This is a genomic window from Antrihabitans cavernicola (genome assembly GCF_008297975.1).
GTDB lineage: Bacteria > Actinomycetota > Actinomycetes > Mycobacteriales > Mycobacteriaceae > Antrihabitans > Antrihabitans cavernicola.
This window is the reverse complement of the sequence record NZ_VLNY01000007.1, coordinates 147,674-170,299: the sequence shown is the minus strand read 5'-3', so window position 1 is coordinate 170,299 and position 22,626 is coordinate 147,674. Positions and strand designations below refer to the sequence as shown.

21 protein-coding genes are annotated in these 22,626 nt (G+C 64.2%); 11 read left to right on the top strand and 10 right to left on the bottom strand.

Features of this window, described 5'->3' with window-relative positions:
• Nucleotides 1-3 precede the first annotated feature (3 nt).
• Nucleotides 4-1,167: a steroid 3-ketoacyl-CoA thiolase gene (locus FOY51_RS16380; protein ID WP_149431321.1), complete on the bottom strand. Its 1,164-nt coding sequence runs from the start codon at nucleotides 1,165-1,167 to the stop codon at nucleotides 4-6.
• A 197-nt stretch (nucleotides 1,168-1,364) separates the two neighbouring features.
• Between FOY51_RS16380 and FOY51_RS16375 the strand changes: the two genes are divergently transcribed.
• The gene (locus tag FOY51_RS16375) at nucleotides 1,365-2,606 is read left to right on the top strand and encodes a cytochrome P450 (RefSeq protein WP_149431454.1); all 1,242 of its coding nucleotides are present in this window, start codon (nucleotides 1,365-1,367) and stop codon (nucleotides 2,604-2,606) included.
• Between the two features lie 69 nt (nucleotides 2,607-2,675).
• Here FOY51_RS16375 and FOY51_RS16370 read toward each other — a convergent pair whose 3' ends face one another.
• The 5 genes from FOY51_RS16370 to FOY51_RS16350 are packed head-to-tail and all read right to left on the bottom strand — an operon-like array spanning nucleotide 2,676 to nucleotide 7,149.
• Nucleotides 2,676-3,089, bottom strand: a complete 414-nt coding sequence (locus FOY51_RS16370) for a nuclear transport factor 2 family protein (protein ID WP_149431320.1) — start codon at nucleotides 3,087-3,089, stop codon at nucleotides 2,676-2,678.
• Nucleotides 3,086-3,949, bottom strand: a complete 864-nt coding sequence (locus tag FOY51_RS16365; RefSeq protein WP_149431319.1) for a TIGR03619 family F420-dependent LLM class oxidoreductase — start codon at nucleotides 3,947-3,949, stop codon at nucleotides 3,086-3,088. The genes FOY51_RS16370 and FOY51_RS16365 overlap by 4 nt, the downstream gene beginning before the upstream one ends.
• On the bottom strand, nucleotides 3,946-5,139 hold the full coding sequence (locus tag FOY51_RS16360) for a thiolase family protein (protein WP_149431453.1): 1,194 nt from the start codon (nucleotides 5,137-5,139) through the stop codon (nucleotides 3,946-3,948). The genes FOY51_RS16365 and FOY51_RS16360 overlap by 4 nt, the downstream gene beginning before the upstream one ends.
• Nucleotides 5,136-6,158, bottom strand: coding sequence for a thiolase family protein (locus tag FOY51_RS16355; protein ID WP_149431318.1), 1,023 nt, complete (start codon nucleotides 6,156-6,158; stop codon nucleotides 5,136-5,138). The genes FOY51_RS16360 and FOY51_RS16355 overlap by 4 nt, the downstream gene beginning before the upstream one ends.
• Before the next feature lie 10 nt (nucleotides 6,159-6,168).
• Complete coding sequence (locus FOY51_RS16350) at nucleotides 6,169-7,149, bottom strand: Zn-ribbon domain-containing OB-fold protein (protein ID WP_149431317.1); 981 nt, start codon at nucleotides 7,147-7,149, stop codon at nucleotides 6,169-6,171.
• 73 nt (nucleotides 7,150-7,222) lie between these two features.
• On the opposite strand from FOY51_RS16350, the gene FOY51_RS16345 reads away from it, so the two are divergent.
• The 3 genes from FOY51_RS16345 to FOY51_RS16335 all read left to right on the top strand — a co-directional run bounded on the left by FOY51_RS16345 (nucleotide 7,223) and on the right by FOY51_RS16335 (nucleotide 11,011).
• The gene (locus FOY51_RS16345; RefSeq protein WP_149431316.1) at nucleotides 7,223-8,257 is read left to right on the top strand and encodes an LLM class F420-dependent oxidoreductase; all 1,035 of its coding nucleotides are present in this window, start codon (nucleotides 7,223-7,225) and stop codon (nucleotides 8,255-8,257) included.
• 102 nt (nucleotides 8,258-8,359) lie between these two features.
• A complete protein-coding gene (locus FOY51_RS16340) occupies nucleotides 8,360-9,907 on the top strand; it encodes an acyl-CoA synthetase (protein WP_149431452.1) in 1,548 nt (515 codons plus the stop codon).
• Nucleotides 9,908-10,051: 144 nt separating this feature from the next.
• Nucleotides 10,052-11,011 carry a hypothetical protein gene (locus FOY51_RS16335; protein ID WP_149431315.1) on the top strand — a complete coding sequence of 320 codons (960 nt, stop codon included), beginning with the start codon at nucleotides 10,052-10,054 and terminating at the stop codon, nucleotides 11,009-11,011.
• Here FOY51_RS16335 and FOY51_RS16330 read toward each other — a convergent pair.
• Nucleotides 10,998-11,765, bottom strand: coding sequence for a crotonase/enoyl-CoA hydratase family protein (locus FOY51_RS16330; RefSeq protein WP_371830455.1), 768 nt, complete (start codon nucleotides 11,763-11,765; stop codon nucleotides 10,998-11,000). The genes FOY51_RS16335 and FOY51_RS16330 overlap by 14 nt on opposite strands.
• Nucleotides 11,766-11,916: 151 nt before the next feature.
• Here FOY51_RS16330 and FOY51_RS16325 point away from each other — a divergent pair, with 151 nt between their 5' ends.
• The gene (locus tag FOY51_RS16325; RefSeq protein ID WP_149431313.1) at nucleotides 11,917-13,566 is read left to right on the top strand and encodes an acyl-CoA synthetase; all 1,650 of its coding nucleotides are present in this window, start codon (nucleotides 11,917-11,919) and stop codon (nucleotides 13,564-13,566) included.
• Between the two features lie 6 nt (nucleotides 13,567-13,572).
• Nucleotides 13,573-14,691: an NAD(P)H-dependent flavin oxidoreductase gene (locus tag FOY51_RS16320; protein ID WP_149431312.1), complete on the top strand. Its 1,119-nt coding sequence runs from the start codon at nucleotides 13,573-13,575 to the stop codon at nucleotides 14,689-14,691.
• Nucleotides 14,692-14,708: 17 nt separating this feature from the next.
• Here FOY51_RS16320 and FOY51_RS16315 read toward each other — a convergent pair whose 3' ends face one another.
• From FOY51_RS16315 to FOY51_RS16305, 3 genes are read right to left on the bottom strand one after another with little or no spacing between them, the layout of a single operon-like run.
• A complete protein-coding gene (locus tag FOY51_RS16315) occupies nucleotides 14,709-16,307 on the bottom strand; it encodes a long-chain-fatty-acid--CoA ligase (RefSeq protein WP_149431311.1) in 1,599 nt (532 codons plus the stop codon).
• Nucleotides 16,304-17,422 carry an acyl-CoA dehydrogenase family protein gene (locus tag FOY51_RS16310; RefSeq protein ID WP_149431310.1) on the bottom strand — a complete coding sequence of 373 codons (1,119 nt, stop codon included), beginning with the start codon at nucleotides 17,420-17,422 and terminating at the stop codon, nucleotides 16,304-16,306. The genes FOY51_RS16315 and FOY51_RS16310 overlap by 4 nt, the downstream gene beginning before the upstream one ends.
• 12 nt (nucleotides 17,423-17,434) lie before the next feature.
• Nucleotides 17,435-18,616 carry an acyl-CoA dehydrogenase family protein gene (locus FOY51_RS16305; protein ID WP_149431309.1) on the bottom strand — a complete coding sequence of 394 codons (1,182 nt, stop codon included), beginning with the start codon at nucleotides 18,614-18,616 and terminating at the stop codon, nucleotides 17,435-17,437.
• A 268-nt stretch (nucleotides 18,617-18,884) separates the two neighbouring features.
• Here FOY51_RS16305 and FOY51_RS16300 point away from each other — a divergent pair, with 268 nt between their 5' ends.
• The 5 genes from FOY51_RS16300 (at nucleotide 18,885) to FOY51_RS16275 (ending at nucleotide 22,620) form a co-directional block, all read left to right on the top strand.
• Nucleotides 18,885-19,322 carry a hypothetical protein gene (locus FOY51_RS16300; protein ID WP_149431308.1) on the top strand — a complete coding sequence of 146 codons (438 nt, stop codon included), beginning with the start codon at nucleotides 18,885-18,887 and terminating at the stop codon, nucleotides 19,320-19,322.
• A gap of 105 nt (nucleotides 19,323-19,427) precedes the next feature.
• Entirely contained in the window at nucleotides 19,428-19,619 is a 192-nt protein-coding gene (locus FOY51_RS16295; RefSeq protein ID WP_149431307.1) for a ferredoxin, read from the top strand.
• Nucleotides 19,620-19,662: 43 nt separating this feature from the next.
• Nucleotides 19,663-20,574, top strand: a complete 912-nt coding sequence (locus FOY51_RS16290) for a 3-oxoacyl-ACP reductase (RefSeq protein WP_149431306.1) — start codon at nucleotides 19,663-19,665, stop codon at nucleotides 20,572-20,574.
• A 423-nt stretch (nucleotides 20,575-20,997) separates the two neighbouring features.
• Nucleotides 20,998-21,762 (top strand): MlaE family ABC transporter permease, encoded by a 765-nt coding sequence (locus FOY51_RS16280; protein WP_149431304.1) that lies wholly within the window; start codon nucleotides 20,998-21,000, stop codon nucleotides 21,760-21,762.
• A gap of 51 nt (nucleotides 21,763-21,813) precedes the next feature.
• Nucleotides 21,814-22,620, top strand: coding sequence for an MlaE family ABC transporter permease (locus FOY51_RS16275; protein WP_149431303.1), 807 nt, complete (start codon nucleotides 21,814-21,816; stop codon nucleotides 22,618-22,620).
• Nucleotides 22,621-22,626: the final 6 nt, after the last annotated feature.

The window sequence follows — 22,626 nt, the reverse complement described above, 5'->3', positions numbered from 1 at the left end:
CGCTCAGATGCGCTCGATGATGGTGCCCGTCGACAGCGCACCGCCCGCGCACATGGTGATGAGTGCGGTAGTCCCATCGCGACGCTCCAGCTCGTGCAAGGCCGTGGTGATCAGCCGAGAACCCGTGCTGCCCACCGGATGTCCCAAAGCCAAGGCGCCGCCATTGACGTTGACCCTGTCCATGTCCGGCTTGTGCACCGACGCCCATGACAGCATCACGGACGCGAACGCCTCGTTGACCTCGAACAGGTCGAGATCGCCGATCGACATGCCGCTGCGTTCCAACAGTCGGGCCGTTGCCTGCACCGGCCCGTCGAGGTGAAACTCGGGTTCACCGCCAACCAGGCATTGACTGACGATTCGCGCTCGGGGTCGCAATCCGAGTGCATTGGCCTTGTCCTCGTCCATCAGCAGCACCGCGGCAGCGCCGTCCGAAATCTGCGATGACGTTCCGGCGGTGTGGATTCCACCTTCGAGCACCGGCTTCAGTTTCGCCAGCGACTCTCGGGTGGTGTCACGCAAGCCTTGGTCGCGAGTGACCTCCGACTTCTCGCCAGTCGGGTGGCCCTCCTTGTCGACCACCGGTGCGACGACAGGGAGAACTTCGCGATCGAAGCGGCCCTCGTCCCACGCCTGCTTGGCCAGTGCCTGCGAACGAACGCCGAGGGCGTCGACGTCGTCACGGGTGATTCCGCGACGACGCGCGATCCGTTCGGCCGCCTCGAACTGATTCGGCATGTCGATGTCCCACGAGTCCGGCCGCGGGCGGCCGACGTTCTGACCGATGTTGGCGCCGAGGCCCACCCGGCTCATCGCTTCGATACCGCATGCGATTCCGATGTCGATTGCGCCGGTGGCGATCAGGCCTGCCACCAGATGGTTCGCCTGCTGCGACGATCCGCATTGGCAATCGATCGTGGTGCACCCCGTCTGCCACGGCAGTCCGGCATGCAGCCACGCGCCGCGGGTGATGCTGTTGGACTGTTCGCCGGCCTGGGTGACGCAGCCGCCGATCACCTGCTCGACGAGCGTCGGGTCGATGCCCGCCCGCTCGACGATCCCGCGTTGTGCGGCACCGAGGATTTCGGCGGCGTGCAGACCGGCGAGCCAGCCTCCGCGCTTGCCGATCGGTGTGCGCACGGCCTCGACAATGACAGGATTGCCCACGGGGGCTCCTTTCCTCGCTTTTACACAAAAGTAGAACACGTTCTCGGGGTGTGCAAGCGGCCAGCCAGGCACTTCTTCCATCGCTCTGCAACCTGTGCTTCAATGTTTGGTAGAACGTGTTCCACATCACGTCGGTTCGAAATTCAGCCGGCGACGTGTGTGGTGCAGTGACGAAATCGCACACGCAGGAGACACCGGTGGCACACCCGAACATCCCCGAAGGTTTCGATTTCACCGACCCGGACATCTATGCGGAGCGCGTGCCCTTCGAGGAGTACGCCGAGCTTCGCAAGACCGCGCCCGTGTGGTGGAATGCGCAGTCGCCCGACAAGGGCGGCTATCACGACGATGGTTTCTGGGTGGTCAGCAAACACGCTGACGTCAAGGAGGTTTCGCGCAGCGACGTGTTCTCCACGCACGAGAACACTGCGATTCCGCGCTTCAACGACGACATCCCGCGCGAGAGCGTCGAGCAGCAGCGCGTCATCCTGCTCAACAAGGACGCGCCGGAACACACGAAGCTCCGGAAGCTGGTTTCCCGCGGGTTCACCCCGCGCGCGATCAACAGCCTTCGAGAAGAGCTCACCTCGCGCGCGCAGCAGATCGTCACCGACGCAGCACAATCCGGCTCGGGCGACTTCGTCGCGCAGGTCGCGTGCGAGCTGCCGCTGCAGGCCATCGCCGAATTGATCGGTGTGCCGCAGGAAGATCGGATGAAGCTCTTCGACTGGTCGAATCAGATGACGTCCTACGACGATCCCGAGTTGGACGTCGATCCGGTCACCGCGTCGATGGAGATCTTGGGCTACGCGTACCAGATGGCCGAGGCCCGAAAGCAGTGTCCTGCCAACGACATCGTGACGACGCTGATCTCGGCGGACGTCGACGGCGACGAACTGAAGCCCGAGGAGTTCGGGTTCTTCGTCATCTTGCTCGCGGTGGCCGGCAACGAGACGACTCGCAATGCCATCACCCACGGCATGGCCGCCTTCATCGACAACCCGGATCAGTGGGAGCTCTACAAGAAGGAGCGCCCTGCCACCGCGGCCGACGAGATCATCCGCTGGGCGACGCCGGTCACCTCGTTCCAGCGCACCGCCCTCGAAGACGTCGAGCTGGGCGGTCAGCAGATCAAGAAGGGCGACCGCGTTGTCATGATGTACAGCTCGGCCAATTTCGACGAGGACGTCTTCGAAAACCCAAAGCAGTTCGACATCACGCGAAACCCGAACCCGCACGTGTCTTTCGGCGGCACCGGAGCCCATTTCTGCCTGGGCGCCAATCTCGCTCGTCTGGAGATCGACCTGATCTTCAACGCGATCGCCGACCATCTGCCCGACATCACCAAGGTGTCAGCGCCGCGCAGGCTGCGGTCCGGGTGGCTCAACGGCATCAAGGAGTTCCAGGTCGACTATCAGACCTGCCCTGTCAAGCACTGAGTTACGAGAAAGGCACCGGCGGATGTGAATCCGTCGGCGCCTTTTCTTCGTGCCTATGCCTTTTCGGTGCTAGGCCTTGGTCGCGGTCGCCATCGCTCGGTCGATTTCCCAGAACGCTCGCAGCGACACGATCTTGCCGTCGTCGTCGACCCGGTACTTGAACACACCCTCGGCGTCGATCTGCCCGCCGCCGATGAGCGTGCGGATGGTCCCGACGAACACGGCTTCGTTGCCACAGGCGAACGAGTCGTGAAACCGGAAGTCGATGGACTCGGTGTGCGCAATGCTCATGTCCCAGAACTTGCCGATGCCGTCACGGCCGTGGTGGCCCTTGCCCTCGGGGTCGTAGCCTGACGGGCCGACCGGGTCCTCGACCCACCCGTCGGCGGCGAACAGATCGAGCCAAGCGTCCTTGTTCTTGCCGCGCACAGCTGCCTGCGATGCCCGGCCGGCGACGCGGGCCGGGTGATCGTCGTTGCTCATGCGATGTTCTCCGCCGCGAATTTCCGCAGCGAATCCTGTTTGGCAGCAAGGTCGCCGTCGAACGGAATGCCGTCGAAAAGCCATGGCACGGTGATGACGTCGGTGATGCCCGCCGCCGCCAGTTCCTCGTTGCCCGCCTTGCCGAACTTGTCGATGCATACCGCCTGCATCTCGAACGGTTCGTCGGCGCGACCGTATTCGGCTCGTAGGTCGTCGAGCTTCTTCTTGGTCTCGACCAGATCGGCGAACTTCATCATCGCCGAGCACCAGCCGTCGCCCACTCGTGCCGCGCGGCGCAGAGCGGGATCGGTGTGGCCGCCGACGTAGAACGGAACCTTTTTGCTCGGCGCCGGACTCATCTGCAGTTTGTCGAAATCGAAGAACTCGCCGTGGAATTCGACCATCCCGCCGTCGAGTACCAGCTTGATCACTTCGATCATCTCGTCGACGCGGGCGCCACGACGCTCGTACGGTGCACCGCACCATTCGAATTCCTCGGGTGCCCAGCCGATTCCGACACCGAAGCCGAAGCGGTTCCCCGTCAGATTGGCGACCGATCCCACCTGTCGGGCCAGCAGCAGCGGATTGCGCGAGCCCAACTTGAGCACGTTGGTGTAGAACTCGATGTCACTGGTGACGGCTGCCATCGCGGTCGCGGCGATCAGCGGGTCCACCCACGGGGTGTCCTGATTCCACATGCGGGAGCCGTCCGGGGTGTACGGGTACTTCTCCGCGGCGGTCTCCATGAAGAACAGCGAATCCGGGAGTGCGATCGAGCTGAAGCCGCATTCCTCCGCGGTCTTGGCCAGCGCCGTCAGCTGGTCCAGTGGGCTCATGGCGATGCCCAGGGTGAACTTCATCCGTTATCGGTCCTTGTCTGCTCGGGTCGATCGGCGCCGACCACCCACATGGAAAAGTACTGTGAGCCACCGCCGTACGCGTGACCGAATGCTTTTCGTGCGTTCTGCACCTGGTGGCCGTCGGCCCGCTCCATCACCTGCATCGCCGATTCGGCGAATCGGATCAGGCCGGACGCGCCGATCGGGTTGGACGACAGCACGCCACCGGAGGCGTTGACGGGAAGTCGGCCGCCGAGTGCGGTGTCGCCCGCTTCGGTGAGCTTCCAGCCCTCACCTTCGCCGACGAATCCGAGGTTCTCCAGCCACATCGGCTCGAACCACGAGAACGGGACGTAGATTTCGGCAGCATCGATTTCGGCCAGCGGGTCGGTGATCCCGGCAGCCTTCCAGAGCGCGGCGGCAGCATCCTTGCCTGCCTGTGGACTCACCTGATCGCGACCGGCGAACGTGGTCGGCTCTGTGCGCATCGCGGTGGCGTGGATCCAAGCGACCTTTCTGCCGTCGGCCTCGACAGCTGCCGCGGCTTCCTCGTTGCCGATGACGATTGCGCATGCACCGTCCGACGACGGGCAGGTCTCGTCGTATCTGACCGGGTCCCAGAGCATCTGGGAGGCCTGCACGGATTCGAGTGTGATGTCGGGTTGCCGCAAGTGCGCGTAGGGGTTTCGGCTGCCGTTGAGGCGGTCCTTGACCGCCACCATCGCGCCGATGTGCTCGGGTGCGCCGGAGCGGCGGATGTACGAGCGGATGTGGGGCGCGAAGTATCCGCCCGCGCCTGCACCGACCGGCATGTTGAACGGCACCGGAATCGACAGTGCCCACATGGCATTCGATTCGGACTGCTTCTCCCACGCCACCGCCAGCACTCGTTTGTGTACGCCGGACTTCACCAGGCTGGTGGCGACGATTCCGGTGGAGCCGCCCACCGACCCCGCTGTGTGGACGCGGATCAACGGCTTGCCGGTTGCTCCCAGCGCATCGGCCATGAACAGTTCCGGCATCATGACGCCCTCGAACAGGTCCGGCGCCTTGCCGACCACGACGGCGTCGATGTCGTCCCAGGTGACCTTGGCGTCGGCCATGGCCGCGTCGATCGCTTCGCGGCACAGGCCGGACATCGAGACGTCGTGTCGCTTGGCTACGTAGTGGGTTTGCCCGGTGCCGAGCACCGCGGCCAGTTCTGCCATCAGTCGCGTCCTTCCATGACGGCAACCAGGTTCTGTTGCAGCAGTTGACCGCTCGTTGCATGGGCGAGCACGCGGCCTGCGCTGCCGTCGAAGATTCGGCGTGCCGATTGGCCGATGCGTTCGAGCCCCGCCGAGAACATCGGGTTGCCCTTCAGTGGTCCACCCGACGGATTGACCGTTGTGTCGCCGCCGATTCCGATCGCTTCGGTGAGGATCAGCTGCTGGTGGGTGAAGGGAGCGTGCAGTTCGGCGACGTCGAAGGCGGTGTCGCCCCGGGTTGCCGTGCGTGCGGCGGCTGTCGTGGAAGGTGACGTGGTCAGGTCGCGGGCACCGAAATTCGGCGAGTCGATGCAGTGCTCCATACCGGTGATCCACGCCGGGCGTTCGCGTAGCTCTCGCGCGCGATCACCGGACGCCAACACGATGGCTGCGGCACCGTCGGTGATCGGCGCACAGTCGTGGGCGCGCAGTGGATCGGCGACGAACGGCTGATCCAGTAGCTCATCGAGAGTCGAATTCTGTTGCAGTGCAGCAACTGCTGCCATATCGCGCTCGGTCCACTTGCCGGCGTCTATGCCTGCCCTGGCTTGCAGTCCCGCCATGGACAGCGAGTCCGGCCACAACGGTCCGACCAGATACGGGTCCAGTTGCATCGCCAGCGTGCGGCTCAGGTTGCCCGCCGACGATTTGCCGAAGCCGTACACCAGCGCGGTGTCCACCTCGCCGGTGAGTATCTTGATCCACGCTTCGTAGAGCGCCCACGCCGCGTCCATCTCGACGTGCGACTCGTTGATCGGCGGTACGGCACCGATCGCGTCGACAGCGGAGATGAAAGAGAACGCCCGCCCGGCAAGGTAGTCGGACGATCCTGAGCACCAGAAACCGATGTCGGACTTGGTGATTCCAAGTTCGTCGTAGAGCTGCTGAAAGCAGGGCACCAGCATCTCGACGCCGTTGGTGGTGCCGGTCGTCGCGCGCACATGGGGGGCGTGGGCGAAGCCGACTACAGCGATGTCGGTCATTCTTTCTCCCTTACAGGTGATGCTTGTAGGAGTCGTAGTCGGCGTCGGGCTCGCCGGTCGGCCGGAAGTGGTCGATGTTCTCCAGCGAATAACCCCACTGCTCGCGCGGTTTCCATACGGCTTCCACGCGCATCCCCATTCGCACCTCCGCCGGATCGCATTCGAGAATCAAGTGCAGGAAGGCGATGTCGGCGCCGTCGACCAAAACGTAGGCGGCGATGTAGGGCGGCTTGATGCGTTGACCGAGGAACGGAACGTTCACGACGCAGAAGGTGGTGACGATGCCGTGGTCGGGTAGTTCGACGTACTCGGTGGTCGGCCTGCCGTCGGCCGGACTGGCGCCGCGCGGCGGAATGTAGATCTTGCCGTTCGGGTCGGTTCGCCCGCCGAGCAGCTTGCCCTGTGCCAGCGCACGCAGATAGTTGCTCTCTGCGTCGGAAGCGGTGTGCATGTACTCCAGCCGTACCGGCGTGGTGATGACGGTGACGGCAGGCTCGTCGGATTGCATTGGAACAGTAGAGGTCTCGGGCTCGCCGGGATCGAAGCACACGACGTCGTGGATGCTGCCTGTCGGCTGCTGCGCCCACCGTGCGTGGACCCGCATGCCGGTGCTCATCCGGTCGGACGTTTCGACGTCGACGGCGTGCAGCAGTGCGGTGTCCGCACCGTCGAGCCGGATCAGCGCGAACGCGAACGGCTTGTCGAGGGGCTGACCGTCGCTCGGTTTCGCGACCCAACTCCACGTGAGCACGGTGCCGACGTCGGCGACATCGATCAGGTCGGTGGGTGGCGCGAAGGTGACGGGATCGTATTCGGGCGGCGGAACGTAGACGCGTCCATCCGAACCACGCGCTCCGACGACGCGTCGTTCACGTAGCGCGGTCAGGAAACCACCGATGGTGGGTCCCACAGACCTGGTGTAATCGAATTGCGGATTCAGCGGCGCGCTCAAAGGCGGTTCGTCGTGTCCGATGCTGTTTCCAACGCTCACTTGATCGAGTAGAACAGGTTCTTATTCTGGTGGCAAGAGGCACTTGTGATCACCGACGATGTGGAGGCTCGCGATGAAGCTGGGGTTGCAACTCGGATACTGGGGCGCCGGACCGCCGGACAACGTCGGCGAGTTGGTCGCCGCGGCCGAAGAGTCGGGATTCGATGCGATCTTCGCGGCCGAGGCGTGGGGATCGGATGCGTTCACGCCGCTGGCGTGGTGGGGATCGTCGACGTCGAAGGTTCGCCTCGGCACGTCCGTCGCGCAACTGTCCGCGCGAACGCCGACCAACTGTGCAATGCACACGCTCACGCTGGATCACCTGAGCGGCGGTCGCGCGATCCTAGGGCTGGGGGTGTCCGGTCCGCAGGTGGTCGAGGGGTGGTACGGCCTGCCGTTCGAGAAGCCGCTGGCGCGGACGCGGGAGTACGTGTCGATCGTGCGTCAGGTGCTGGCGCGGGCCGAACCGGTTCGCAACGACGGACCGCATTACCCGTTGCCGTACAACGGTCCCGGAGCTAGCGGGCTCGGTAAGCCGCTGAACTCGATCACCCATCCGTTGCGTCCCGACGTGCCGATTTGGCTGGGCGCGGAGGGGCCGAAGAACGTGGCTTTGACTGCGGAGATCGCCGACGGTTGGCTCGCGATCTACTACTCGCCGCGGCTTGCGCCGATGTACAACGAGTGGCTCGACGAAGGGTTCGCGCGGGCTGGGGCTCGTCGCAGTCGGGCCGATTTCGAGGTGGCGGCAACTTGTCAGATCATCGTCACCGACGACCGCGACGCCGAGATCGAGCGGCTCAAACCGCTGATCGCGCTGTACGTCGGCGGCATGGGTGCACCGGAGCTCAACTTTCACGCGCAGGTGTATCGGCGGATGGGGTACGAAGCCGAGGTGGCGGAGATCGGGCGACTGTTCCAGGAGGGAAAGAAGTCGGAGGCGGCCGCCGTAGTGCCTGCCGAGATGGTGTCGGAGACCATGATCATCGGCGACGAGGCTAGGGTGCGCGAGGAGATCGACGGGTGGGCTGCGGCCGGTGTAACGATGCTGCTGGTCTCGTGCCGCGACGCCGCTGCGGTTCGCACCGTTGCCGGCCTCGTTGGGTGAACGTTCCCTTCGTTCGGTCAGAACGAACGAAAGGTACATTCGCCCAAGTGTCGGGTCTTGCGGGATCGCTAGAACACGTTCTAAGTTCGAAGAGTGAGCGACATCGAAACGCCAGGCCTGTGGAACATCGCTGCACACGAGCCGGATCGGGTTGCGCTGGTCGACCCGACGGGTGCGACGGTGACGTACGGCGAACTCGTGGCTCGCGCGGATCGGTACGGACGTGGCCTGCAGGCGATGGGTCTGCGGCCGGGCGATGCGGTGGTGATGCTGTTGCCGAACTCGGCCGATCTGGTCGCGTTCTACTTCGCGGCATTCGAAACCGGCCTCTACATCGTTGCGGTGAATTGGCATCTGACCGGTCCGGAGATCGCGTACATCCTGAAAGACAGTGAGGCCAAAGGTTTTGTGGCCGGGGCCGAGTTCGCGGCCGCGGCGCGCCAGGCTGCGGACGAGGCGGAGCTACCTGCGTCGGCGAGGTTCAGCGTCGGGGATATCGAGGGCTTCCGGCCGTTGTCGGAGTTGGGTGCAGGCGAGGTGGGGGCTCCCGACGTCCGGACGTCCGGTGGACCGATGCTCTACACATCGGGAACGACGGGGCGGCCCAAGGGAGTTCGGCGTCCGCTCACCGGCGCGGACCCGTACGACGTGCCGTTGGCATCGAGCGGATTCTTCGCGCTGTTCGGTCTGAAGCCGTTCGACGATCACGTGCATATCTGCGGGTCCCCGCTCTATCACACGGCGGTGCTGAACTTCGTGGCAATCTCGATTCAGTTGGGGCACAAGGTGGTTCTGATGGATCGCTGGGAGCCGGAGGAGATGCTGCGGCTGATCCAGGAGCATCGCGTCACGCACAGCCACATGGTGCCGACGCAGTTCCATCGGCTGTTGGCGTTGCCGGAAGACGTCCGATCGAGCTACGACGTGTCGTCGCTGCGCAACATGATTCACGGTGCGGCGCCGTGCCCGTTGGAGATCAAACGTCGAATGCTCGACTGGTGGGGTCCGGTTGTCACCGAGTACTACGCGGCGACCGAGGGCGGCGGCACGATGATCAGCGGCGGACAGTGGCTGTCGAAGCCGGGATCGGTCGGATTGCCCTGGCCGAATTCGGTGGTCAAGGTGTTGGGCGACGACGGCGCGGAGCTGCCGGTCGGTGAACGCGGCCAGGTGTACATGCGAATGGGCGGCTCGTCGTTCGAGTACCACCACGCGCCGGAGAAGACCCGCGAGGCGCGCGTCGGCGATCTGTTCACCCTCGGTGACATCGGCTACCTCGACGAGGACGGCTATCTGTTCCTGTGCGATCGCAAGTCGGACATGATCATCTCGGGTGGCGTCAATATCTATCCGGCGGAAATCGAAGGCGAGCTGGTCGTACATCCCGGCGTCGAAGACGTCGCGGTATTCGGTGTGCCCCATGAGGATTGGGGCGAAGAGATCAAAGCGGTCGTGCAGCCGGTCGACGGCGTCGTAGCCGATGACGCCTTGACTGCTGACATCATGGCCTTCGCGGCCGAGCGCTTGGCGAAGTTCAAGCTGCCGAAATCGATCGACTACGTAGCGGCGTTGCCCCGCGATCCCAATGGCAAGCTCTACAAACGCAAGCTCCGCGATCCCTATTGGCAATCCCGCACAACTGCCATCTGAGTTGGGTGAATGTACCTTTCGTTCGATCTGACCGAACAAAAGGCACATTCACCCAGCGAAATTGGTGTCGAAGTTATCCACAGGCGCGGCAAAAGACCAGGTCAGCATTCAGGCTGCCTTCGCAGGATCGGTAAGACTGATCGCATGAGGCGGGGGCGCTGGGCTGAACTGGGTGATCTGGCGGCAGTTGTGGGGACGGGCGGTGTCATCCGGGTGGCGGAATTAGAGGGTCTCGGTGTTGCGCGCTCGACCATCTCGGCGCGATGCCAGCCCGGTGGGCCGTGGCGTCGCGTGCTTCCAGGCGTCATCAGTTTGTTCACCGGTTATTTGACCGCGCGGCAACGATCGATTGCCGCCGTCGTCTACGCCGGACCGGGTGCAATGCTCTCCGGCCGTGCGGCTTTGGCCGAATACGGCGTCGGTCGGCATTCCGGCGACGTTCAGGTTCTGGTGAGTGCGGGTCGCCGCGTCCAATCCGCCGGCTTCGTCGTAATCGAACGCACGACGCGCATGCCCGATGCAGTCGATCGCGCGGGAATTCCTTGCGCGCCGATCACTCGGTCCGTACTCGACGCAGCCCGCCGATGTACGACGGTGGACAGCGCACGCGCGTTGATCGCCGACATCGTCCAACGAGGTGCGGCGTCTCCACGAGACCTGTCGACCGAGCTGGAGCAGGGTAGTGGTCGCGGTTCGGCACTGCCGAGAACTGTTCTGCGCGAAGTTCTGGCGAACGTGCATTCTGCGCCAGAGGCGGCGGCGCGCACACTGTGGATGCGCAGCGGTCTGCCTGCGATGGTCTTCAACGTCGATGTGGTCGATGCAGACAGCAGATTCATCGCGCGGCCCGACGGATGGATCGACGCTGTTGCGTTGGCCTGGGAGATCGATTCGTTCGAGTGGCATCTGTCGCCGGCCTCGTATCAAGAGACGGTGCAGCGCCGAAACGCGATGCAGAGTCTTGGGATCGTCGTTCTATCGAGTATCCCGCGCACGCTCAAAGATGAACCCGACCGCGTTATTGCCGACCTTCGCGCACATTTCGCTTTAGCGTCGTCGCGTCCGCGGCCATCCGTACGAATTCACCCAGTTAGGAGCCGGTGAAGGTTGGCGGACGGCGTTCGAGAAACGCGCGAGGGCCTTCCTTCGCATCCTGCGACTTGAACACGTCGACGCCCAACTTCGCGTCGATCTTGAACGCCTCTTCCTCGTGCATACCTTCGGTCTCGCGGATCGTTCGAAGGATCGCCTGGACAGCCAGGGGACCGTTTGCCGCAATCAGATCGGCAAGCTCGAGCGCCTTGGTCAGCGCTTGGCCGTCGGGCACCACATGCCCGATCAGCCCGATCTCCTTCGCCTCGGCCGCCCGAATGTGCCTGCCGGTCAACAGAATGTCCGCCGCGATCGTGTACGGAATCTGGCGCACCAGTCGTACTGCTGAGCCGCCGAGGGGGAACAAACCCCACTTCGCCTCCGACACACCGAATTTCGCGCTCTCGCCTGCTACGCGAATATCGGTGCCCTGCAGGATTTCGGTACCACCCGCGATCGCCGGACCTTCGACAGCTGCGATCAACGGCTTGGTCAGTCGACGACCCTTGAGCAAGGCATCGATTCGCGACATATCCATCCCGCCCGCATTGGATCCCCCGTCGCTTCGCTCGCCCGGTCCGGAAAACGAATCGCCCGGATGCTGCGACGTCATCGCCTTCAAGTCGGCGCCTGCGCAGAACGCGCCGCCGGCGCCGGTGAGGATCGCGACTCGGATTTCGGGGTCCGCATCGACGCGGTCCCAAGCCTCGCGCATGATTGCCATCATCTCGCCGCTCAACGCATTGCGCGCCTCGGGCCGATTCATGGTCACGATCAGCACGTGACCGCGCTTTTCCACCAGTGCGTGCGCGGTTGATTTGTCCGATTCTTGCGCGGTCGACGTCACGGAGTCTCCATGTGAGCTGGGTCTCGATTGGGTCTTGCACGAAACGGTAACACGTTCTACTTTTGTGGACGTGGCCTATAACATTGCTGACCTGGTTGAGCACGCTGTCGACTTGATGCCGGAGCGGGTTGCTCTTCTCGACGACCACCGCGAAGAGACCTACGCCCAGATGGACGAGCGTGCCAATCGCCTCGCTCACTACCTGCAACAACAGGGCGTGCAACAGGGCGACAAGGTCGGTGTCTACTCGCGCAACACCATCGAGGCCGTCGAAGCCATGGTGGCGATTTTCAAGCTCCGCGCAGTGGTGGTCAACGTCAACTACCGCTACGTCGAGAACGAGTTGCAACATATCTTCGAAAATTCGGACATGGTCGCGCTGATCCACGAGCGTCGCTACTCCGACAAAGTAGCCGCCGTTGCGCCGAAGACTCCGCTACTGAAGACGACCGTCGTCGTCGAAGACGGCTCCGATATCGCCTACGGCGGGACCGAGTACGAAGCGGCTCTGGCCGACGCTTCGCCGGACCGCGACTTCGGCGAACGCAGCACCGACGACGTCTACATGCTCTACACCGGCGGCACCACCGGCAAGCCCAAGGGTGTGCTCTGGCGGCAGGAGGACGTGTGGCGCGTGCTCGGCGGCGGGATCAACTTCATCACCGGCGAGTACGTCAAGGACGAATGGGAGCTGGCGAACCTCGGCGCCGCCAACCCGGCCATGACGCGGCTGCCGATCCCGCCGATGATCCACGGCGGATCGCAGTGGGCGACGTTCCAAAGTCTGTTCGGTGGCGGCAAGACGGTCATGGTGGCGGACTTCAGTGGCCACAACGTCTGGCAGGCGATCGACCGTCACGGGGTGAACCTCATCTTCATCACCGGTGACGCGATGGCACGGCCGATGGTCGATGCACTCGTCGAAGGCAACCCCGACACCGGGAATCCGTACGACGCGTCCACCCTGTACGTGATCGCCAGCAGTGCGGCGCTGTTCTCGCCCAGTGTCAAGGACAAGTTCATGGAGTTGCTGCCGAACCGAATGATCAGTGACTCGATCGGTTCGTCGGAGACAGGATTCGGTGGCATCAGCATCGTCGCCAAGGGTGCCGAACACACCGGTGGGCCGCGAGTGAAGATCGACGCCTCCACCTCCGTGCTCGACGACGACGGCAACCCCGTCGAACCCGGCTCCGGTGTGATCGGCGTGATCGCCCGCAAGGGGCACATCCCGCTCGGCTACTACAACGACGAAGCCAAGTCGAAGGCGACGTTCAAAGAGTATGGCGGCGTGCGTTATTCGATCCCGGGCGACTATGCGCGCGTGGAAGAGGACGGCACGGTCACCATGCTCGGACGTGGCTCGGTCTCCATCAACAGCGGCGGTGAGAAGATCTTCCCGGAGGAGGTCGAGGGCGCGTTGAAGGCGCATCCCGACGTGTTCGACGCGCTGGTGGTCGGTGTTCCCGACGACCGATTCGGCGAACGTGTCTCCGCGGTGGTCCAGGCGCGAGAAGGCAAGCGCCCCAGCGTGGAAGAGCTGCGGCCCGCGATGCTGACGGAGATCGCGTCGTACAAACTCCCGCGCAGCGTCTGGTACGTCGACGAGATCAAGCGCTCGCCCGCGGGTAAGCCGGATTACCGCTGGGCCAAGGAGCAGACGACGCTCCGGTCGCCTGACGACGGTGTCGGCGCGACGCCAGTTGCCGCCGGAGCCTGAGATCCGATGCGCACCGAGCTGAGCGACAGATTCGGAATCGACTACCCGATCTTCGGTTTCACGCCGTCCGAGCATGTCGCGGCAGCGATCACCCGGGCGGGTGGGCTCGGTATGCTGGGGTGCGTCCGATTCAACGACGCCGACGAGCTCGACGCCGTACTCGACTGGATGGATGCCAACACCGACGGCAGGCCCTACGGCGTCGACATCGTCATGCCCGCCAAGGTGCCGACCGAAGGTACGACGGTGGATCTCGACGCAATGATTCCAGCGGAACACCGAGCCTTCGTCGACCGCACTTTGGCGGAACTCGGTGTGCCACCGTTGGATACAGGTGCCGAGCATGCCGCGGGTGTGCTCGGGTGGCTACACTCGGTCGCGCGTTCGCACGTCGACGTCGCGCTGAAGCACCCGATCAAGCTGATCGCGAATGCGCTCGGCTCGCCGCCGAAAGACGTCATCGACCAGGCGCACGGCGCGGGTGTGCCGGTCGCGGCACTCGCGGGTGCCGTGTCGCATGCGCGGCACCACATCGACAACGGCGTCGATGTGGTGATCGCGCAGGGGTACGAGGCGGGCGGTCACACCGGCGAAATCGCGTCGATGGTGCTGGTTCCGGAGATCGTCGATGCGGTCGGAAACGACGCGGCCGTGCTGGCGGCCGGAGGAATCGGCAGCGGGCGTCAGATCGCTGCGGCGTTGGCTCTCGGGGCGAGTGGTGTGTGGATGGGCTCGTACTGGTTGACGACCTCGGAGTACAAACTCGGCAGTGCCGCAGGCGAATCCATGTCGACGATTCAGCGTGCGCTGCTCGGTGCGACGTCGGCGGACACGGTTCGCACGCGTATCTATTCGGGTAAGCCGGCCAGGTTGCTCAAGACCAAGTGGACCGAGGCGTGGTCGAAGCCGGGCGCCCCCGATCCGTTGCCGATGCCGCTGCAGAACATTCTGGTCAGCGAGGCGCACCAACGGATCGTGGCATCGAGTGATCCCGAAGTCGTCGCCATGCCGGTCGGGCAGATCGTGGGCCGGATGAACGAAATCCGTCCAGTCGCCGATGTGATGGCCGATCTGCTTGCCGAATTCGACGCCGCTGCCGCCCGGATCAGGGATTCAGCGGGGTGAATGTACCGTTCGTTGCGTCAGACCGAACCAAAGTGGCTTTCACCCGGGTGGGGGTGCGGTTGGTAGCCGGTGGAGGTGCGGCGGTAGAGCAGATCGGTGGTGGACAACGCCTCTGCTTGCAGTGTTCTCGTGAGCACCTTGAACGTCGCTGTCTGCGGTAGGTCATTGCTGACCCTGATGTAGCTGGGCCACTGTTTCGGGCCCAGATCTGATTGCTCGCCCAAGAATTGCGCCAGACTCGCAATGTCGAGCTCGCCCCGTGGCACCAATGCCGCCATAACTTGGTCGCCGGCTGTCGGGTCAGGGATGCCGTAGACCGCTGCTCGCAGAATATTCGGATGCCGCAACAGGATTCGTTCGATCGGGCCTGCTGCCAGGTTCTCGCCGTCGACTCGTAGCCACCCCGAACTGCGGCCTGCGAAATACACGTAGCCCGCGCTGTCGCGATACGCCAGATCGCCGGTGCGAAATTTGCCGCCTCGCATGCGTTCCGCATCGGCCTCGGGATTGTTGTAATAGCCCGCGAATCCGCCTGCGCCTTCCAGGTTCACGAGTTCGCCGATCGCCTCGTCGGCGTTCAGCAGTCGACCATCGGCATCGAATTCGGCTACCGGACAACGCTCGTCGCCGCCGAACTCCAGAATGTCGACGCCCTCGGGCAGCAGACCCATTGCGCCGGCGGGCGCGGTGAAGTCGGGGGAGATCGAGACACCGACCTCGGACGATCCGAATGCATCGAGCACCAGCACGCCGAACCGTTTCGAGAACTCGGCTACGACGGACGACGACGCCTCGTTGCCGTACATCAGTCGCAGCGAATTGTCGGCGTCGTCGGACTGCTCAGGAGTCGCGAGGACGTACGCCAATGGCTTGCCGACGTAGCTGGCGTACGTGACGCCGTGTCTGCGCACGTCGGGCAGAAAGTTCGACGCCGAAAACTTGCGCCTGATAACGACGTTGGAGCCCGCGGTGAGGCCGACTCCCCAGCACGCCATGATCGAGTTCGAATGAAACATCGGCATCGACACATACACGGTGTCGTCGGCGGAGACCCCCATTCGGGTGGCGAGCACGTCGCCGGGAATCACCACCTTGCTGTGGGTGCAGCGCACCGCTTTCGGGTCGCCGCTGGTGCCGGAGGTGAAGATCAGCATGAGCAGGTCGTCGGAGTCGACCGGGTCGGCTTCGACAGGTGACGACTCGAACGGTCGCAACACCGATGTCCACTCGTCCGAATCGATGTCGATCACCCGGCGACCGCCGAGGTCCAGGCCGTCGAGCAGCGGGAGGTGCCGCGATTCGGTGATGACGAACTGAGTGTCGGCGAGTGCGATGTCGTGGGCCAGCGCGGCGCCACGACGCGTCGAATTCACCCCGACCAGAACCGATCCCGACAGGGCTGCGGCGCCGAGGAGGAACGAGAACTCCGCGGTGTTGTCCATCAGCACGCCGAAATGTGGTGGCCGCTCGGAGTCGAACATCGACCGCAGCCACGCAGCCCGATCGGCACTCGCCTGGACGTGCTCGGACCAGCTGAATCGCTGATCCTCGAACAGGATTCCGTGTTCGGTGTCGTCGCGCAGTCGCAGCAGCAGATCCGCCACGGTCACGCTCATGCAGGAACCGACGCCAGTGTTGCGCCGAGCTTGCGCAGGTGGTCTGTTGCGGAGCCCAACGCGAACTCGTTGTGCTTCGCCGCCAGGAAGTATCTATGAACTGGATGTTCGGTATCCAACCCGACACCGCCGTGGACGTGGATGACGGTGTGCGCGACGCGATGACCGGCATCGGCCGCCCAGAATTTGGCCGTATGAACTTCGGTTTCGCTCGGTAGACCTTCGCTGAGACTCCATGCTGCCTGCCACAGCGTCAGGCGCACGCCTTTGACGTCGATGTAGGCATCTGCCAACCGTTGCCCGACCGCCTGAAACGTTCCGATCGGGCGGTCGAACTGCACGCGCTCGCGGGCATAGTCGCCCACCAATTCCAGTGCGCGATCGAGTGTTCCGAGTTGCGATGCGCTGAGCCCCACTGCCGCGCGGGTCAACAACCGGGCGACGATCTCCGCACCCGACTCGACCGAGCCCAGCACGTCCGCACTGCCGACGCGCACACCCGCGAACTCGACGTACGCCTCGGCGCTGAAATCCACCACCCGCTGCGGAGTGATCGTGACGCCGTCGCTCGTCGGATCCACGACGAACACGACAACGCCGTCGGGCGTCGACGCCGGCACCAGCACCCTCGTGGCGCGGGTCGCGACGGGAACGGTGATCTTGGCGCCGGTGAGCAGCCAGCCGTCACCGTCGGGCTCGGCCCGTGTGGCCGGTCGGGCCGGATCGTCGTTGTGTTCCTCGGCCAAGGCCGCCGTCAGGACGATGTCGCCGGTTGCGGCCCGACGTGCCCAATCCTGTTGTTCCGCACTGCCGTAGGCGGCGATCGTGTCCGCAGCGAGCACGATCGAGGAGAGGTAGGGCACCGCGGCAACCTGACGGCCGAGTTCGCGCAGCACCGTGCACTGTTCGAGAATGCCGAAGCCGCCACCGCCGACGGAATCCGGCAACGCCGCCGCCAACACGCCCGCGTCGGCGAGCGCGGTCCACAGGCGCTGGTCGAATCTGTCGTCCGCAGAATCCAATTCCCGCTGTCGCTCGGGTGTCACCAACTTCTCGACGATGCTCCGAGTGAGTCGGCCGAGGTCGTCTTGTGCCTCGGTGGGTGTGAAATCCATCGGTCCGTCCTGTCAGCGTGGTGCGGGCGGCTGCCGCAGTGCGGTCATGGAAATGATGTCTCGCTGCACCTCGTTGGTGCCGCCGCCGAACGTGAGTACCAACGCCGAACGATGGAATCGCTCGATCCGCCCGCGTACCGCGGCGCCCTTCGCGTCCTGGCGCAGATAGGCGATGGGACCGAGCACCTCCATCAACAGTCGATACGCTTCGGTGGCGAGTTCGGTGCCGTAGACCTTGCAGGCCGACGCGTCGAATTTGCTGGGAGCGTGCTCGACGCTCCATGCGATCTCCCAGTTCATCAGCTTGAGGTACTCCACCTTGGCGTGCACCCGAGCAAGATTGATCTGCACCCACTCGCGATCGATGATCCGGTTGCCGTCGGCGGACTTGGTGTGCTGGGCCCACTCGGTGACCTCGCGCAGCGAATGCTGCAGCGGGCCAGCGGAAGTGAGAGCGACGCGCTCATGGTTGAGCTGGTTGGTGATCAGCCCCCAGCCACCGTTCTCCTCGCCGACCAGCGCCGAGGTCGGCACCCGGACGTCTTGGTAGTAGGTGGCGCTCGTGTCGACTCCCGCCATGGTGTGCACGGGAGTCCACGAGAAACCCTCTGCTGTCGCAGGAACGATCAGCATGCTGATGCCCTTGTGTTTCTTGGCATTCGGATCGGTGCGACAAGCGAGCCAGATGTAATCGGCGTAAGGAATCAGGCTGGTCCACATCTTCTGGCCGTTGATCACGTACTCGTCGCCGTCGCGCGTCGCGGTTGTGCGCAAGCTCGCCAGGTCGGTACCCGCGCCCGGCTCGGAATAGCCGATGGAGAAGTGCAGTTCGCCTGCCGAGATCTTGGGGAGGAAGAACTTCTTCTGCTCATCGCTACCGAAGGCCATGATGGTCGGCGCGACCGAGTTGATGGTCAGGAACGGCACCGGCGCACCGGCGGTGGCCGCCTCGTCGGTGAAGATCAGCTGGTCGAGCATGGAGCGGTTCTGGCCGCCGTACTCTTCGGGCCACCCGAGGGTGAGCCAGCCGTCGCTACCCATCTGGCGCACCACATCTCGGTACACGGTCCCTGTGCCGTATTCGCCGGACTGCACGCTGAGCGCTTCGCGGCGTTCCGGCGTGATGAGCTGAGCAAAGTACGCGCGGAGTTCTTCGCGCAGTAGTTGTTGCTCAGGCGTGTAGGTAATTCGCATCCGTCACCTCGCTGTGTGGCCCTTCTTCGATCATTGCACACGAGGTGTAACAGGTTCTAGTTTTCTCGGCGAGATCGCGCCTGTCTCCGACGTGCACTCGGATGTGGCGCATGATTACTTTGTTGCAAAGTTGGTGAAGAGCGGAGCTGACCCACGCAATGACGGAATATCGGATCGATCCGGCCTCCGCGGCACCCGTCGGCGCGTCCGAGTTTGCTGAAGGTCTCGCTCGGCGAAATCTGGCGTTCCGAAATCGCATCGTCGCACTGTGGAGAACGAGATCGAGGTGTTCGGGTTCATCGCTCGCGCCAACGACGATCCACGCGCTTTCAGTCTCCTGGCGATGGTGGTCAGCCTGTTCGAGACCGGCTACCTGGCGCGTGGCGCGGGCTTGTTCGAGGCGGACCGCGGCCATCTTTCCCGTCGTGGCATGACCGATCGGCTCGGCGACGCGCTGCGACGCGCTGCGCTGTGCGCGGGGAGTACCGATTTCCTCGGTAAGGACTGGTTCGCCGTCGCGAATCGACCGGTCGCCGTGTTGCGAGCCGAGTTGGAGTTGCCGCCGAAATCCGTCGAAGCGACGGCGGCAGGCAGCGTCGGCCCGTGGCAACCCGGTGGCATCAGCCTGTATCAACTCGCGGCCGGCCGCCGGCTCGCGGAGCAGCGGCACCGCACCTACGACCCGCGCGGTGCCGGCACCGCGTGACAGGCTCACCTTCGTTGCCCCCTGGTGAAACAGGTTCTAGTCTTGTAAGCCGGTGCGGTATTCGATTCGACGGCTGGACGGCTGTCGGGAGACAAAGGGGTTCCGATGGAGGTCGGTGTCGACTGGGATCAGTGCGAGGCCAACGGCGTGTGCGCCGGAATCGCCCCGGATGTCTTCGAACTCAACGATGACGACGAGTTGATCATCGCCGACGGCCCGGTTCCCGCGGACCGAGAGGACGACGTGCGCGACGCTGTTGCGCAGTGCCCCAAGGCCGCATTGTTCGCCAAGGAGTGATCGTTGTTGCCGCCGACCTAGAACACGTTCTAGAGTTGCCGCCGTGAGCGATGCAGGAGTGAGTCTCGACGGCAAGGTGGCAATCGTGACCGGCGCGGGTGCCGGCCTTGGTAGCGCGGAGGCGATTGCGCTCGCGCGCGCGGGTGCGTCGGTGGTGGTGAACGATCTCGCCGCGGGCGACGCGGTGACCGACACGCTCGATCGGATACGCGCCGCGGGTGCGCAGGTCGAGTTCGTGCCCGGCGACATCGGCGAGCGTGCGACGGCGGACGCTTTGATGGCCACGGCGCAGGACAAGTTCGGCAGCGTCGACATCGTGGTCAACAACGCAGGCGTCGTCCGAGATCGCATGCTGTTCAACATGTCCGACGACGACTGGGACCTGGTGCTCAAGGTCCACCTTCGTGGACACTTCCTGCTTTCGCGCAATGCGGCAACGTATTGGCGCGGCAAATCGAAGGAAGCCGGTGGGCCGATCTACGGCCGCCTGGTGAACACGTCGTCCGAGGCCGGACTGCTTGGCCCAGAGGGCCAGCCGAACTACGGCGCCGCCAAGGCGGGCATCACGGCGTTGACGCTGTCCGCCGCGCGCGGCCTCTCGCGGTACGGCGTTCGCGCCAATGCGATCTGTCCACGAGCTCGTACTGCCATGACCGAGAACGTCTTCGGCGACGCACCGACGGACGGCACCGATCCGTTGTCTCCCGAGCACGTCGCAGCGTTGGTCACCTACCTGTCCTCGCCTGCCGCCGACGCGGTGAACGGTCAACTCTTCGTTGTCTACGGTCCTATGGTCGCGCTGATGGCGGCCCCGGTCGTCGAGCAGCGATTCGATGCCAACGGCGAGCAATGGACAGCTGCGACGCTGGCTGACGAGCTGGGCGGATATTTCGCCGATCGCGATCCGGCGCGGACGTTCTCGGCGTCGCAGGCGTTGGCTCTCGGTAAGATTTGAATGAGAACGTGTTCTAGTTCGATGACGAGGGTGAAAGCCAAGTTCTGTCTTGTAGCAGCGTTGCTCGCACGACGATCGGGCCCCGGCGGTCGTTACGCACCGTGCGAGACCGGATCGAGACCTTGACCGATCGGTCCCATCTGCCCGCAATCGGGGTGGGCATCCGCAACGGGCGTACGCCTGTCAAACTGCTGTTCACATCGGTATTCGGTGCCGAGCCACGCGATCTGATCGACCACGTATCTTTGCTCGACTCAGCCGATCCGGTAGGTCGGGGACGATCCGATTGGGCGCGGGGACGCGCGCAGATGCCCTAAGATCGTTGAGCCGCTCCGGGGGCGGCGGTCGTTGGGTTTTGACACCTGAACGTGTTCCAGTTTACTATGACCCCGGTCACATGGGGTTGGGAGTCTAGGAGGAGCGATGAACGAGCTCCTTGCCGTGCCACTTCGGGCGGTCGGCGGATTCTTCGAACTCACCGGAGCCACGGCACGTGCGCTCGTTCGGCCGCCGTTCCAGCGCCGCGAGTTCATCGATCAGGCCTGGTTCGTTGCTCGGGTGTCGATCATTCCCACTGTGCTCGTCGCGGTGCCGTTCACCGTCCTGGTGAGCTTCACCATCAACATTCTTCTTCGCGAGATCGGTGCTGCCGACCTCAGCGGTGCGGGTGCAGCACTGGGCTCGGTCACGCAGGTCGGTCCGATCGTGACCGTGTTGATCGTTGCCGGAGCGGGTGCAACGGCAATTTGCGCCGACCTTGCCGCACGCACGATCCGCGAAGAGATCGATGCCATGCGCGTACTCGGGATCGATCCGATCCAGCGACTCGTCGTTCCGCGCGTGCTCGCGTCGATGGCAATCGCCCTGCTGCTGAACGGGCTGGTCTGCACCATCGGCATCCTCGGTGGCTTCGTCTTCTCCGTCTTTCTCCAGGACGTCAACCCGGGCGCCTTCGTCAACGGCATCACGCTGCTCACCGGGTTCGGAGAACTGATCATTTCCCAGGTGAAGGCCGGCCTGTTCGGCATGATCGCCGGCTTGGTCGCGTGCTACCTCGGCCTCAACGTCAAAGGCGGCCCGAAAAGTGTCGGTGACGCCGTGAACCAGACCGTAGTCTTTGCGTTCATGGCTCTGTTCGTCGTCAACGTCGTGGTCACGGCCGTCGGACTGAAACTGACGGCGAAGTAAGCAGTGGCCGTCGCAGTGCTCGAAAGTCGGTTTCCGCGCATTTCTCGGCGCATGCAACGCTCGTCCCGATCGCTCGACAGCGTCGGTGAGCACGCCATCTTCTACGCCAAGGCGATCGGACATACGCCGAAGGCTCTCGTTCACTACCGCCGCGAGACCGTCCGCCTGATCGCGGAGATCAGCATGGGCACCGGCGCATTGGCTGTCATCGGCGGCACCGTGGTGGTGGTCGGCTTCCTGACGCTGTTCGCGGGCGGAACCATTGCCGTGCAGGGCTACAGCTCGTTGGGCAATATCGGTGTCGAGGCGCTCACCGGCTTCTTCGCGGCGTTCATCAACGTTCGCATCGCGGCACCGGTCATCGCGGGCATCGGCCTGGCCGCGACGATCGGCGCGGGCTCCACAGCGCAGCTCGGCGCGATGCGTGTCTCCGAGGAGATCGACGCGCTCGAGGTGATGGCGATTCCGTCGGTGCCGTATCTCGTCAGTACGCGGGTGGTTGCGGGGATGATCGCCATCGTGCCGCTGTATTCGTTGGCCGTCATCGCGTCCTTCCTCGCGAGTCGCTTTGCGACGGTGGTCATCTACGGGCAGTCGTCCGGCGTGTACGACCACTACTTCTCCACCTTCCTCATACCCACCGACATCCTGTGGTCGTTCGTGCAGGCGATCGTCATGGCGCTCGCGGTGATGTTGATCCACACCTACTACGGCTTCAACGCCACGGGCGGACCCGTCGGTGTCGGCGTCGCGGTCGGCAATGCGGTCCGTTCGTCGCTGATAGCCGTCGTCTCCGTCACCCTGCTGATCTCGCTCGCCATCTATGGCGCGTCCGGCAACTTCAATCTGTCGGGATAGAGGAGC